We start from the raw sequence: 13,618 nt of genomic DNA, 5'->3' as shown, positions 1-13,618 counted from the left end.
ATGCAAATAGATTCGTCCGGCCGCCGCCGCTTCGGCATCCAGCTCGTGGGCCTTGCCCGCCGCTGGCGCCGCGCCCTTGATCATCGCCTCGCCGCCATCGGCCTCAGCGACGCGAGCTGGGCGCCGCTGGTGCACCTCGCCCAGAAGGGCGACGGCCTGTGCCAGAAGGAACTGGCGCTTGCCGTCGGGATCGACGATTCGACCCTGGTGCGGCTCATCGACCTGCTCGCCCAGCGCGGGCTGGTGGAGCGCCGCCCCAGCGCGCGCGACCGCCGCCTGAAGCTGCTCAGCCTCACCCCCGCCGGCCGCGCCGCGGTGGCGGACATCCGCACCAAGCTCGCGCACATCGAGGACCAGCTGCTCGAAGACCTCTCGGACGCTGAGCTGGACACCATGATGTCCGCCTTCTCGCGCATCGACGAACGCATCGCCGCGGCGGACGCCCCCGCCATGCCAGGCGAGGAGAAGCTGCGTTGACGCCCGCCCCCTCCCGCCTCGCCCGGCTCGGCTTCGACGGGCCGCGCCTCGCCTTTACCCTGCGCACCGCGCTCGCCTCCGCCCTGGCCCTCGCCGTGGCTGCGGCGCTGCGCATCGACAACCCCCAATGGGCGGCCATGACGGTATGGGTGGTGGCCCAGCCGACGCGCGGGCAGCTCCTGGAGAAGGGCCTGTTCCGCATCGCCGGCACGATGGCCGGCGCACTCGTCGGCGTGGCGCTCATCCTCGGCTGCGCCGACCAGCCGGCGCTGCTGGTGGCCGGGCTCGCCGCCTGGATCGGGCTGTGCGCGGGGGCCGGCAACCTCATCGGCGGCTTCACCGGCTACGGCACCATCCTCGCCGGCTATTCGGCCGCCATGGTGGCGCTGGTGGATTTCAGCCACCCCGCCCACATCTACGGCCTCGCGCTGGACCGGGTGCTCACCATCTGTGTCGGCGTCGGCGTGTCGTTCGCGGTAGGCTGGCTGTTCACCCCCGCGAGCGCGGAGGCGGACCTGCCCGGCCGCGTGCGGCGGCTCACCGCCCGCGTGCTGCGCCACCTCGCCGGCGCGCTCGACAGCGCGGATGCGCCGCGCCTGCTCGCGGAGGAGCAGGCCATCGTCTCGGAAATGGCGGCCATCGACGACGCCCTGGAGCCCCATGGGGCGGGCTCCGCCCGGCGGCGGCAGGCCGTGCGGCGCACGCGCACGCTCATGGCGGCGCTGCTCGGCGCGCTGGTGTTCGCCCGCGGGCGCCTGGGCACCGCGCCCACCGTCCGCCAGAAGGCCGTGGGCATTGCCGCCCTGCGCGACGCCGCCGATGCCCTGGACGCCGCCACGCCGGACACCGTGCTCCTCGCCCACCTGCGGCGACGCCTCGCCGACGATGGGAGCGACAGCGGCCTTGACCACGCGGCGGAAAGCCTCGCCCGCGCTTACCTCGACCTCGATGGCCCCCATGCGCCGGACGACACAGGCCAGCCCCAGTTCCTTCTCCACCGGGACATCGCGGGCGCGCGCGCGGCCACCCTGCGCGCCACCGGCGCGGTGCTGGTGGTGGGCGCCGTCTGGCTCTCCACCGGCTGGGCCTACGGGCCCTTCATGCTGATGGGCGCGGCCATCATGACCTCGCTGTTCTCCACCTTCGACAACCCCGCGCTCACCATGCGCTTCGTGCTCGGCGGCTCGGTGGCCGGGGCGCTCGCCGCGCTCGCGGCGCGGTGGCTGGTGCTGCCCCATGCCGGCGACCTCGTCCAGGTGATCGCGCTCACCGTGCCGTTCATCCTCCTCGGCGCGGGCGTAATGGCCCATCGCCGCACCCTGCTGGCCGGCATGGATTACAACATGTCGCTGCTGCTGTTGCTCCAGCCGGCCTTCCCACTGCATGGCACGCCGGCGGGAATGGCGCAGATGGTGCTCGCCATGCTGCTGGGGCCGCTCATCGCCATGGTCGCTTTCCGCGTCGCCTTTCCCATGGACGCGCGACGGCGGAGGGCCATGCTGATCGGCATGATGGTGGGCGAGCTCGAGGCCATGGCGCGCGCACCTTTCGGCCCGGCGGAAGCGGCGCGCTGGCGGGCACGGCTCTATCACCGGCTGCTGCGGCTGGTGCGCTGGAGCGAGAAATCCGGAGACCGTGGCTTCGGGGCCGTGGACGGCGGGCTCGCGGCGCTGGCGCTGGGCACGGCGGTGCGCACCCTGCACACGCGCGCCACCGGGCAGCACCGCTCCGACAGCGTGGCGCGCGCGCTGTCGGCCGCATTGGCCAGCTTCCGCGTCCTGTCGAAGAAGCCCGAACGGGTGGCCGATGCCCTGGACCGGGCCGCGCGGCGGCTTTGCCAAGACGATGCCGAGGGCGCCGGTGCCCTGCGCCGCGGCGCCGCGGCGCTGCGCGCCAACCGCGCTTTCTTCATGGACCCCCGCTCGCCGGCCGGCGCCTGAGAGCATCGCTCCCCGGCCTCCCCTCGGCGCCGGGCTGGTCTCGTTCAGGCGCGGGCGGCTACATCTGGGTGCGGGCGCGAATGGCCGCCGAAAGCGTGCCCTCATCGAGATAATCGAGCTCGCCGCCCACCGGCACGCCCTGCGCGAGGCGCGTGACCCGCACCGGAAGATCCCGAAGCAGATCGGTGATGTAATGGGCAGTAGTCTGCCCATCCACGGTGGCGCCGAGGGCGAGGATCACCTCGCTGATCTTATCGTCATGCACCCGTGCCACCAGCTTCGGCAGATTGAGATCATCGGGGCCGACCCCGTCGAGCGGCGAGAGCACGCCACCGAGCACGTGGTAGCGCGCATTGAGCACGCTCGCGCGCTCCAGCGCCCAGAGATCGCCCACATCGGCCACCACCACCAGCAGCCGGCCGTCCCGCACGGGATCAGTGCACACCGTGCAGGGGTCGCACACATCGACATTGCCGCACACCCGGCACTCCACCACCTTGTCGAGCACATCCGTCATGGCGCGGGCCAGCGGCGCCATCAACCCCTCGCGCTTCTTGATGAGCTGGAGCACCGCCCGGCGTGCGGAGCGCGGACCAAGGCCCGGCAGGCGCGCCAAAAGCTGAATGAGGCGTTCGATCTCGGGTCCGGCGACGGCACGGGGCATGGCCTGTCTTCATCTCGTGGCGGCAAGGATGACCGCATGTAGACCCTCGCGACGCCTCCGCCAATGGGCGAACCACCCATAGGGGACGAATGCAACCGCTGGCGCGGCCCGAAAGTGCTCACCGCCCGCGATGCACCGCGCCACACGCCTTTGAACCGGAACAACTTGCATCACGGCGCCTTTCTTCAATCGAAAGCGGCGAGCAAGCAAAATGGAAATGACACCCGGCAACGCAGACTTCACTCTTGCTCGACCTCAGAGGGCGGCACCACCTTCTTCATTTCCCCAAAAGCGGCGGCAGCCCGGTGCCGTCAAATCATGCCATGTGGAGCGCGTGCCGGGGTGCCTCGATTGGCTGCCATTTCGCCCGGGGTTGGCGTCGTTGCTGGAAAAGAGCAGCAGAAGAAGCATGGGCGTCGGTGTTTCGCGAATTTTCGGCGGCTAGCGGCCACCGCTCTCTTCACGAGAACTTCGCGGAGGTGCGCGAGGGAGGGCCCGGCAAGCTCTTTGCCGGAATTCAGCGCAACAGAGCATCCTCCTCCGGCAATTCTTGCATCTTTTGGTTGCCCCCACGACTTGACCAAGGGACATGCCACCCCACTTGCAAAGGCGAATCAACCGTCTTCACACACGCTTTCGGCTTATTGATTTTCGCGGTGGGCCTACCTTCGCTCATGCATGAAACCTTTGCGGACATTCGGTTTCAAAGTTTTTTCGGAGACCTGATTGTAACTGCTCCGGCGTCTGCTATAGAATATTTTCTAAGCTTCGACTTCACAGATATTTCGACAAAATGCAGTGCTGTCGCAACCGGCAGCCGCAGCTTGCAAGCAGAAAGGGACGCCCCGTGAGCGACTCCACCACCAATCCGCAGTCGCCGAGCCACATCGACTTCACGGCCGACATCGTCGCCGCTTATGTCAGCAACAATAGCGTGGCTGCAGCAGATCTTCCGGCCCTGATCGAGTCCGTGCACCGCGCCCTCGGCCAGCTCGGCGCTCCCGTCGCTCCCCCTGTCGAAGAGCAGAAGCCGGCCGTTCCCGTGAAGAAGTCGGTGACGCCCGAGTACATCATCTGCCTTGAGGACGGAAAGAAGTTCAAGTCGCTGAAGCGCCACCTGCGCACCAGCTATGGCATGACGCCCGACGTCTATCGCGAGAAGTGGGGCCTGCCCAAGGATTACCCCATGGTCGCCCCGGCCTATGCCGCCGCGCGCTCCGAGCTCGCCAAGAACATGGGCCTCGGCCAGAGCCGCAAAAAAGCGCCCGCCGCGCCCGTAAAGAAGCCGACCCGCCGCAAGGCCCCCGCCGCCTGATCACCCGCAGATCGGCGATTGAGAAATATCTTCGCGGCTTGAGCCCACCTCAGGCCGCGAAGAACATTGGCGCCTGAAGCACTTCGGCGCGGATCGAGCGCCCGCCTGGCCCCCGCTTACGCCCACCGGCGAAAGAGCCTTCCTGCTCAGGCGACGCCGAGCCGGCGGCACAGGTCATCCAGCTGCTCAAGGCTCGCGTAGCGGATACGCAGCTCTCCGCCCTCGCCCCGGCTCTCCAGGGACACGCCGAGGCCCAACGCGTCGCTCAGGCGCTTTTCCAGCGCCCGCACATCGGCGGATTTCGCACTCTCCCGCGGAGCCTTCGGCCGTATGTCCTCCGCACCCGCCTTCACCAGGGCCTCCACGTCGCGCACGTTGAGGCCCTTCTCAACCACCTGCCGGGCAATCTGCTCAGGGTGCTCCTGCCCGACGAGGGCACGGGCGTGGCCCGCCGTGAGACGTCCGTCCTCCAGGTAGATTTTCACTTCCGCCGGCAGCTTCAGAAGCCGCAGCGTGTTCGCGATGTGGCTTCGGCTCTTGCCAATAACCTTTGCTAAATCGCTTTGCGTATAAGCAAACTCGGCCATCAGGGATTCATAGCCCTGCGCCTCCTCCACCGGGTTCAGATCCGCCCGCTGGACGTTCTCAATGATCGCGATCTCCAGCGCTTCCCGGTCGGTGAGCTCCAACACGACCACTGGCACCTCGTGCAGCGCCGCACGCTGCGCCGCGCGCCAGCGCCGCTCACCCGCGACGATCTCATACGCCCCCCCGCCGGAGAGGGGCCGCACCACGATCGGCTGGATGATTCCCTTCTCACGGATCGACGCGGTGAGGTCCTCCAGACCTTCCTCCAGGAATGCCCTGCGGGGATTGCGCGGATTGGCCCGCACCTGCTCGATGGGCAGGCGCCGGGGCGCGCCGCCACGCGCCGGCGCTTCGGCAGCGGCCGCAGGCTGGGGATCGTTCATCTCGCCGATCAGCGCGGCGAGCCCCCGGCCGAGCCGGGAGCGCGGTTCATCCGCCATGGACAAGGCTTTCCTTCCGTCAGAACTCGATTTTAAGCCGCCGCCCGCGCAGCTCGCTCACGCTGGATCACTTCCGACGCCAGCTTCAGATAGGCCTGAGATCCCGCGCATTTCAGGTCGTAGAGCAGGGCAGGCTTGCCATAGGACGGCGCCTCCGAGATGCGCACGTTCCGGGGAATCACAGTGTCGTACACTTTCTCCCCCATGAAGGCCCGCACATCCTGAACCACCTGGTCCGACAGGTTGTTGCGCCCATCGTACATGGTGAGCACGATGCCATGGATCACCAGGTTCGGGTTGAGGCCCGCGCGCACCTGGTCCACCGTCTTCATGAGCTGCGAGAGCCCCTCCAGGGCGAAGAACTCGCACTGGAGAGGCACCACGATGGCATCGGCAGCAGCCATGGCGTTCACCGTCAGCAGCGACAGAGACGGCGGGCAATCCACCAGGACATAGCTGTAGCGCGGAGCGGACGGGTCCTCCATCAGCGCGTGCAGGGCGTTGCGCAGGCGGAACGGCCGGTCTCGCGCCGTGGCGATCTCGAGTTCCAGGCCGGAGAGGTCGAGGGTCGACGGCGCCACGTGCAGAGACGGCACGCCCGTCTCCATAATCGTCTCGCGGAACGTCGCTTCCCCCACCAGCACGTCATAGGTGGAGCGCTGGCGTGCGCGCCGGTCGATGCCGAGACCGGTGGACGCGTTACCCTGCGGATCGAGGTCCACCACCAGAACCTTCTCGCCAATGGCGGCGAGCGCGGTGCCGAGATTGATTGCGGTGGTGGTCTTACCCACGCCGCCCTTCTGGTTGGCCAGCGCGAGCACGCGTGCGCGAGAGGAGGGGGGCAGGACGGGAGAAGCGCTATTGAGATCGCTCATGGGTCGAGGATCCTCGGGTCAGATCGAAACGGGCATCGCCGGCGGCATGGCAGCAGGTCAAAGTTCCGGCTTGTCCGTGCGAACAGCCGCGGACATGGCGGCATCGGCGACAGGTCTGGCGCTCCGCACCAGCACGATTCGCCCATCGGCGTCCGTGCGGCTGGGAGCCAACTCGAAGTCGAGTGTCCAGCCTTTGGACGCCTCGGTCAATTCGCGCGTGACATCCTTCCCCTTCAGAAACAGCCCAAGCGCCCCCGCCGCGAGAAAAGGAGCGGAAAGATCAAGCAATTTCGGAAGAGCGGCGAGCGCGCGCGCCGATACCACCTGGCATCCGGCGGCGAGAGCGGGCGCTGCCGCCTCGATTCGCTGCGCGTGAATCTCCACGGGGAGCTCGCCTTGCCGCGCCGCCTCCCTCAAGAAGGCGGCCTTGCGGGTATCGCTTTCCACCAGATGGACGCGGGCTCCCGGACGTTCGGCGAGAGTGGCTGCCACCACCAGGCCGGGGAAACCCCCGCCCGAGCCAAGATCCACCCACCGGGTGACACCGGCGGGAGCGAGAGCCGCCAGTTGCAGCGAATCGGCCACATGCCGTTCCCAGACACGCGGCAGGCTCGCCGGCGCCACTAGGTTGATGGTCTTCTGCCACTTTGCCAGAAGGTCGACGATCAGCGCCAGGCGCTGGAATGTTTCACGTGAAACAGCACGCTCCACTGCGCGTCGTTCCGCGCCGTCCCACTCGTCGATCTCCGCCTTACGTGCCAAACTATCCTGCCCTTCTGGACCGGCCGCTCAGCCAACGGCGCGCGCCGATCCCTTCTCCCGCCGCGCATAAGTGGCAAGCAGCGCGAGGGCCGCCGGTGTCATGCCCTCCATCCGCCCCGCCTGACCAACCGTCTGCGGGCGCGTGCGTGCCAGCTTCTGCTTCAGCTCATTCGATAGGCCGGCAAGCGTGTCATATGCAAGATCGTCTGGTAGCCGCAGCGCCTCATCCCGCCGCAACACCGCGATATCCGCCGCCTGCCGTTCGAGGTACACGGCATATTTGGCATCGACCTCGATCTCCTCCGCGATCCGCGGGTCGAGCTCCCCCAGCTCCGGCCAGACAGACGACAGGCGCCTCAGGTCCACATCCGGGTAAGCCAGCAGGTCGAAGGCCGTCCTTCGCTGCCCATCCTTGTTCAGGTTCAGCCCATGGCTCACGGCCTCGGTGGGGGTCAGGCTCACTGAACAGGCAAGCGCACGGGCCCGCTCCAGCATCGCGCTGCGGCGCGCGAACGCATCCGACCGCTCGCGCCCCACAAGGCCAAGCCTCTCACCCAACCCGGTCAACCGCCGGTCCGCGTTGTCGGTCCGCAGCGTCAGCCGATACTCGGCGCGGGATGTAAACATGCGGTAGGGCTCGCTGACGCCGCGCGTGACGAGGTCATCCACCATCACACCCATGTAGGCCGTCGCGCGGTCAAGCACCACGCCTTCGGCACCGCCTGCGCACCGTGCCGCATTCAAGCCCGCGAGCACGCCTTGCGCCGCTGCCTCCTCATAACCGGTCGTGCCGTTGATCTGCCCGGCGAGGAACAGGCCCCGCACGGACCGCGCCTCCAGCGTCGCCGAAAGTTGCCGTGGGTCGACATGATCATATTCAATGGCATAGCCGGGCCGCAGCACGGCCACGTGCTCCAACCCGGGAATGGTACGAAGAAAGGCCAGTTGTACCTCCTCCGGCAGGGAGGTGGACAGGCCATTCGGATAGACCGTGTGGTCCTCCAGCCCCTCCGGCTCCAGGAAGATCTGGTGCCCATCCCTGTCGCCGAACCGCACGATCTTGTCCTCAATGGACGGGCAATAGCGCGGACCCGTGCTCTCGATACGGCCGGAGTACATCGCCGAGCGGCCGAGATTGGCGCGGATCAGCTCGTGGGTTGCCGTCGTCGTGCGGGTGATGCCGCAGGCGATCTGCGGGTTTAGCAACACCCGCGTGAGCGCGGAAAAGGGCTCCGGCGGGTCGTCGCCCTGCTGCATCTCCAGACCGGCCCAATCGATGGTGCGCCCGTCAAGCCGCGCCGGTGTGCCGGTCTTCAGCCGGCCGAGCGAAAGGCCCAGCCGCGCCAGCGCCGGCGAGAGCCCCAAGGCTGGCTTCTCACCGATCCGCCCCGCAGGAAAGCTCACCTCGCCCATATGGATGAGGCCATTCAGAAACGTGCCTGTTGTGAGGACCACCGCGCCCGCCGCAAGGCGCCGGCCATCGGCGAGGCATACGGCCACCGCCCGGCCATCCCTGACATCCAGATCGTCAGCTTCGCCTTCGAGAATGACGAGTCCGGGGGTCTCTGCGAGCGCCTGCTGCATCGCGCGGGCATAGAGCCGCCGATCGGCCTGCGCACGAGGACCGCGCACGGCGGGCCCCTTTCGCCGGTTAAGCACTCGAAACTGGATTCCCCCCGCATCGGCCACGCGGCCCATGAGCCCGTCGAGGGCATCGATCTCGCGAACCAGATGCCCCTTGCCGAGCCCGCCGATGGCGGGATTGCACGACATGGCGCCGATGGTGGCGGCAGCATGAGTGACCAGCGCAGTTCGCGCTCCGGCGCGCGCGGCGGCCGCAGCGGCCTCACAGCCGGCATGGCCGCCGCCCACCACGATCACGTCGAATGCCGAAAGCGCGACAGGTGCAGGGAAGGGAAGGTGGTGCGTGTCCATCATGCTCTTTGGAGAACGCCGAAGGACAGGCCGCGTCAAGCGTGGCGCTCAACAAATCGGCGGCAACGCATCTTATGTTTCACGTGAAACATGGTCGGCGATCGTGATCTTACGCGCCTTTACACCTTCCACCGGTCTCACTTGCCAATACAGAAAGTGGAGAAGATGCGGTCCAGCACATCCTCCACATCGATGCGGCCGATGGTACGGTCGAGCGCCCGCGCCGCGAGCCGCAGCTCCTCGGCCTTCAGCTCGTCGCTGACCCAGGGGTTCTCCACCACCGCGCGCAGATAGCCCAGCGCGAGATCCACCGCATGCCGCTGCCGCTCGCGGGTGATGAGCGCCGGCTCACCGCCCACCAGGGCCTCCAGAAGCTCCCCGACCACGCCCAGCAGTTTTTCCAGCCCATCCTTCTCCACTGTGGAGAGGGCGATCCAGCCGCGCGGACACGCGCCCCCCAGGTCTGCTTTCGTACGCACCAGGATTGCGTGGCCAAGCTCCGGCGGCGGCGATACCGCTTCATCCGACAGCCACAGTACGAGATGCGCCTCCTCCGCCCGGGCCAGGGCCCTGCGCACGCCTTCGGCTTCCACCTGGTCCACCGTCTCCCGCAGGCCGGCAGTGTCGAGCACCGTCACCGATTGGCCAGCCAGCTCCAGGTGGATCTCCAGCACGTCCCGCGTCGTGCCCGCGAGGGGAGAAACGATGGCCACGTCGCGCCCGGCAAGCCGGTTCAACAAGCTCGACTTACCGGCATTCGGCGGACCGGCGATGGCGATCACCACCCCGTCGCGCACCCGCTCGCCGCGCTGCGAATCCCGCAGAGCGGCTTCCATCTCCGTCACCACCGGCGCCAGAGCGTGGCGCATATCGGCGCCCAGGCGCTCCTCCACATCCCCTTCGTCGGCGAAATCGAGACCCGTCTCCGCCATGGCGAGCGCCCACAGCAAAGCCTCGCGCCAGCTCTCCACGCGCCGCGAAAGCGCGCCCGAGGCCTGTGCGAGGGCCTGACGCCTCTGCGCCTCGCTCTCCGCTGAGATCAGATCCGCGAGCCCCTCCACCTCAGAAAGATCGAGCTTACCGTTCGCATGCGCCCGTCGCGTGAACTCCCCGGCCTCCGCTGGCCGCAGTCCCGGCAGAGACGACAACGCGGAGAGCACGGCCGCGACCACCGCCCGTCCGCCATGCAGATGCAGTTCCACCACATCCTCCCCCGTGGCGCTGGCGGGGCCCGGGAAGAAGATCTGCAGGCCGCGGTCCAGCACCTCGCCACCCCCGGGATGCCGCAGGATGCCATAGCGCGCCTGCCGCGCCGGCGGCACTTCGCCCGCGAGGGCAAGAACCGCCCCGCGCGCCATCGGTCCCGAAATTCGGACGACCGCGACTCCAGAGGGGAGCCGACCGGAGGACAGCGCAAAAATGGTGTCGGCGGTTATCATCCGGTTCTCCCCTCCTGCCGCGGGTGCAAGCATCGTGCACCCGAGAAGAAGATGGATAGACCGCCGCTGCCGCCGATCCAATCGCCGCCGAGAAACAGACTATGGGGAGAAAATCAAAAGCGCTCTTACCCGAGCGCGCCCAAGGGACATCCGAAAGGCACCACCCCGCCATTGCGCCGGCGGATTTTGACGACCCGGATCCAAATCGCGTCAGAAGCGCTATGGCAGGATTTCATGTCCCGATGACCTTTGCATCGAAACATACCCTATCTTGCCGTCTGGCAGCTTCCTATTCGATCAATTTTTTCGCAAGAATTCTCGATAACGCAATTTTTAGTTGCGCAACAGATTGCGCGAACCCGCATCAGGCCTCTTCGGCCTTCGCTTCGTCCCGCGGCGTGTATTTCAGCCACAAGGCCTTCTCGCCCAGTGCCGCGACGAACGCCGCGTGCGCCTGCTCCTCCTCCGCGCTCAAACGAGAGGGCAAAGGCGAGGGGCGTGGGCGCGCCGCCTTCGCCTCCACCACCAGCCGCGGCGCCTCGCTCGACTCCTCCACGAGACCCATAAGGCTGGCCTGGCGGCCGCCGAGCAGTTCGCTGTACACTTCCGCCAGAAGCTCGGCATCCAGAAGCGCGCCGTGCTTCACCCGGCGGGAGCTGTCGATGCCGTAGCGGTTCATCAGGTCGTCGAGCCGGTTGCTCGCGCCCGGATGCCTGCGGCGGGCGAGAGCCAGCGTATCAACAACACGATCTCGTAAAATCACCGGCCGCCCGAGCCGTGTCAGTTCCGCATTCAGGAAGCCGATGTCGAACGCCGCATTATGGATGACCAGCGTGTCGTCGGCGATGAATTCCAGGAACTCATCGGCAACGGCGGCGAATACCGGCTTGTCCGAGAGAAACTCACTTGAGAGGCCATGCACATTGAAGGCCTCCTGCGGCATGTCCCGCTCCGGATTGATGTAGACGTGGTAGACTGTGCCGGTAAGGATCCGGTTCACCATCTCCACGCAGCCGATTTCCACCAAGCGGTCGCCGCCATTGGCTTCAAGGCCCGTGGTTTCCGTGTCGAGCACGATCTCACGCATCAGCGGCTCTCCATAAACCCCTACGCGCCCGGCACGCGCCGGCCGGGGCCGCACAAGGCGCGCATGATTCCCGCCACCTGATGGCGCGCAGCCTCGAAGCCGCGTCCGGTGTCGATGATGAAATGGGCGCGCCGGCGCTTTTCCGCATCCGGCATCTGCTTGGCGAGGATCGCCTCCAGCTTTTCCGGCGTCATCCCCGGCCGGTCGAGCACCCGCTGGCTCTGCACCTGCGGCGGCGCGCTCACCACCGCCACCGCATGGGTGCGGCGGGTCGCCCCGGTCTCGAACAGGAGGGGTATATCGAGCACGCACAGGCGCGTTCCCGCGCGCCGCGCCTGTTCCAGGAAGGCGCGCTCCCGCGCCCACACCAGCGGATGGACGATGGCCTCCAGCCGCGCCATCGCCACCGGATCGTTCAGCACGCGCGCCGCGAGCGCCGGCCGCTCGACCACGCCGTCCTTCACAACCCCGGGAAAAGCCGCTTCCACCGGAGCCACGGCTTCTGTCCGATAGAGGTCGTGCACGGCGGCATCCGCATCGTGCACGGGAACGCCGAAGTCGCGGAACATGGCGGCGGTAGCCGATTTGCCCATGCCGATGGAACCGGTGAGGCCGAGGATCCACATGGCGTCACGCCTCCAGCTGCCCCTTCGCCTTCAGGTCCGCCACCAGAAGCGCGCGCAGATCGTCCGTGACCTCCGGCCGCACGCCGAACCAGCGCTCGAAACCGGGCACGCCCTGGTGCAGCAGCATGCCCAGGCCGTCCACAGTCCTCAAGCCCCGCGCTTCCGCCGCCCTCAGGAAAGGCGTCTTCAGCGGCACATAGACGATATCCGTCACCACCGCATCAGGCCGCAGGCGCGAGAGGTCGAGATCGAGCGGGTCCGATCCCTTCATGCCGAGGGAGGTGCAATTGACGAGCACATCCGCCTCTCCCAGCACCCCTTCCACATCGCCCAGCGGCAAAGGGCGCACCCGCGTGCCATGGGGCGCGGCCACCACCTCGGCGCGGGAAAGAGTCCGGTTCGCGAGCACGATGCGCCCAAAACCGCGGCCCGCCAGCGCATGCACCACCGCGCGCGAGGCACCGCCAGCGCCGATCACCACCACGCTCTCGCGCCGTCCCTCCCAGCCCGGCGCCGTGGCGTCGAGATTGGCGAGGAAGCCGTAGCCGTCAGTGTTGGCGCCATGGAGCCGGCCGCCCTCCAGCCACAACGTGTTGGCGGCGCCGAGCGCCGCCGCGCTTTCGTCCGCCTCGTCGAGGACGGAGAAGGCGATCTCCTTGTTGGGCAGCGTCACGTTGCAGCCCGCATAGCCCCGCGCCGCAAGGCCGCGATAGAAGGCCGCCGCCTCGGTCGGCGGCACCTCCTCGCGGCCATAGGCGCCATCGATGCCGTAGCGCGCGAGCCAGTAGCCGTGCAGCATCGGCGAGCGGGAATGGGCGACCGGCGACCCGGTGACGCAGGCCCGCACGGTCACGGCAGCATGCCCTGCTCGCGGAAGAAGGGCAGAAGCTGGAGCAGCGGCAGCCCCAGGATGGTGAAGTGATCGCCTTCCACCTTGGTGAACAGGTGCACACCCACTGATTCGAGCTGGTAGGCCCCGACCGAGGTGAGCACGCGCTGGCCCGCGGCAGCGAGATAGGTATCCAGCATGTCCTGGGAGAGCGGGCGCATGGTGAGGTAGGCGCTCGCCACCGTCTCGAATACGAACTCGCCGTTCACCACCAGAGCGGCGGCGGAATGCAAAGCGTGCGTCTTGCCGGAGAGCGCCTCAAGCTGGCTGCGCGCCGCCTCCACCGTACTCGGCTTGTGGAAGACCGCGCTGCCGAGCGCCAGGGTCTGGTCGGCGCCGAGCACGATGCGGCCGGGGGCCGCCACCGAACCGGCCGCCGCCTTGGCGCGCGCCAGCATCAGCGCCACCCGGCAGGGGTCGAGATCGCCCGCTTCGGCCTGGAGGGTGCGCTCGTTCACATCGATGGACACGGTCTCCACCGGCATGCCCGCATGCACGAGAAGGCTGAGGCGCGTGGCGCTCTTGGAGGCCAGGACGAGCGGCTGCTCGCCGCGCCAGAGGGTCTTGCTTTCCATGGGTCT

General features: G+C 67.9%; 13 protein-coding genes. 3 read left to right on the top strand and 10 right to left on the bottom strand.

Annotated elements, in window-relative coordinates; all coding sequences use genetic code 11:
- Both V5F61_RS04780 and V5F61_RS04775 read left to right on the top strand, forming a co-directional pair.
- Entirely contained in the window at positions 1-477 is a 477-nt protein-coding gene (locus V5F61_RS04780; protein ID WP_393987685.1) for a MarR family winged helix-turn-helix transcriptional regulator, read from the top strand.
- Positions 474-2,417 carry an FUSC family protein gene (locus tag V5F61_RS04775; RefSeq protein ID WP_393987686.1) on the top strand — a complete coding sequence of 648 codons (1,944 nt, stop codon included), beginning with the start codon at positions 474-476 and terminating at the stop codon, positions 2,415-2,417. Before V5F61_RS04780 ends, V5F61_RS04775 begins: the two co-directional genes overlap by 4 nt.
- 58 nt (positions 2,418-2,475) lie before the next feature.
- Here V5F61_RS04775 and recR read toward each other — a convergent pair whose 3' ends face one another.
- Positions 2,476-3,081: a recombination mediator RecR gene (gene recR, locus V5F61_RS04770; RefSeq protein ID WP_393987687.1), complete on the bottom strand. Its 606-nt coding sequence runs from the start codon at positions 3,079-3,081 to the stop codon at positions 2,476-2,478.
- An 847-nt stretch (positions 3,082-3,928) separates the two neighbouring features.
- On the opposite strand from recR, the gene V5F61_RS04765 reads away from it, so the two are divergent.
- Positions 3,929-4,396, top strand: coding sequence for a Ros/MucR family transcriptional regulator (locus V5F61_RS04765; RefSeq protein ID WP_393987688.1), 468 nt, complete (start codon positions 3,929-3,931; stop codon positions 4,394-4,396).
- A gap of 146 nt (positions 4,397-4,542) precedes the next feature.
- Here V5F61_RS04765 and V5F61_RS04760 read toward each other — a convergent pair whose 3' ends face one another.
- The 9 genes from V5F61_RS04760 to V5F61_RS04720 form a co-directional block, all read right to left on the bottom strand.
- Positions 4,543-5,424 (bottom strand): ParB/RepB/Spo0J family partition protein, encoded by an 882-nt coding sequence (locus V5F61_RS04760; protein ID WP_393987689.1) that lies wholly within the window; start codon positions 5,422-5,424, stop codon positions 4,543-4,545.
- Between the two features lie 32 nt (positions 5,425-5,456).
- The gene (locus V5F61_RS04755; protein WP_393987690.1) at positions 5,457-6,299 is read right to left on the bottom strand and encodes a ParA family protein; all 843 of its coding nucleotides are present in this window, start codon (positions 6,297-6,299) and stop codon (positions 5,457-5,459) included.
- Between the two features lie 57 nt (positions 6,300-6,356).
- Positions 6,357-7,061, bottom strand: a complete 705-nt coding sequence (gene rsmG, locus V5F61_RS04750) for a 16S rRNA (guanine(527)-N(7))-methyltransferase RsmG (RefSeq protein WP_393987691.1) — start codon at positions 7,059-7,061, stop codon at positions 6,357-6,359.
- Positions 7,062-7,088: 27 nt separating this feature from the next.
- Entirely contained in the window at positions 7,089-8,999 is a 1,911-nt protein-coding gene (gene mnmG / locus V5F61_RS04745; protein ID WP_393987692.1) for a tRNA uridine-5-carboxymethylaminomethyl(34) synthesis enzyme MnmG, read from the bottom strand.
- A 134-nt stretch (positions 9,000-9,133) separates the two neighbouring features.
- Positions 9,134-10,435, bottom strand: a complete 1,302-nt coding sequence (mnmE, locus tag V5F61_RS04740) for a tRNA uridine-5-carboxymethylaminomethyl(34) synthesis GTPase MnmE (RefSeq protein ID WP_394104011.1) — start codon at positions 10,433-10,435, stop codon at positions 9,134-9,136.
- A 364-nt stretch (positions 10,436-10,799) separates the two neighbouring features.
- On the bottom strand, positions 10,800-11,522 hold the full coding sequence (gene dnaQ, locus V5F61_RS04735; protein WP_393987694.1) for a DNA polymerase III subunit epsilon: 723 nt from the start codon (positions 11,520-11,522) through the stop codon (positions 10,800-10,802).
- A 20-nt stretch (positions 11,523-11,542) separates the two neighbouring features.
- Positions 11,543-12,148, bottom strand: a complete 606-nt coding sequence (gene coaE / locus V5F61_RS04730; RefSeq protein ID WP_393987695.1) for a dephospho-CoA kinase — start codon at positions 12,146-12,148, stop codon at positions 11,543-11,545.
- A 4-nt stretch (positions 12,149-12,152) separates the two neighbouring features.
- A complete protein-coding gene (locus V5F61_RS04725) occupies positions 12,153-13,001 on the bottom strand; it encodes a shikimate dehydrogenase (protein ID WP_393987696.1) in 849 nt (282 codons plus the stop codon).
- Complete coding sequence (locus V5F61_RS04720; RefSeq protein ID WP_393987697.1) at positions 12,998-13,612, bottom strand: Maf family protein; 615 nt, start codon at positions 13,610-13,612, stop codon at positions 12,998-13,000. Before V5F61_RS04720 ends, V5F61_RS04725 begins: the two co-directional genes overlap by 4 nt.
- Positions 13,613-13,618 lie beyond the last annotated feature (6 nt).

The organism is Xanthobacter sediminis (assembly GCF_043195015.1).
Classification (GTDB): Bacteria; Pseudomonadota; Alphaproteobacteria; order Rhizobiales; family Xanthobacteraceae; genus Xanthobacter.
The sequence above is the reverse complement of the archived record's forward strand: the minus strand, read 5'-3'. Positions and strand labels throughout refer to the sequence as shown.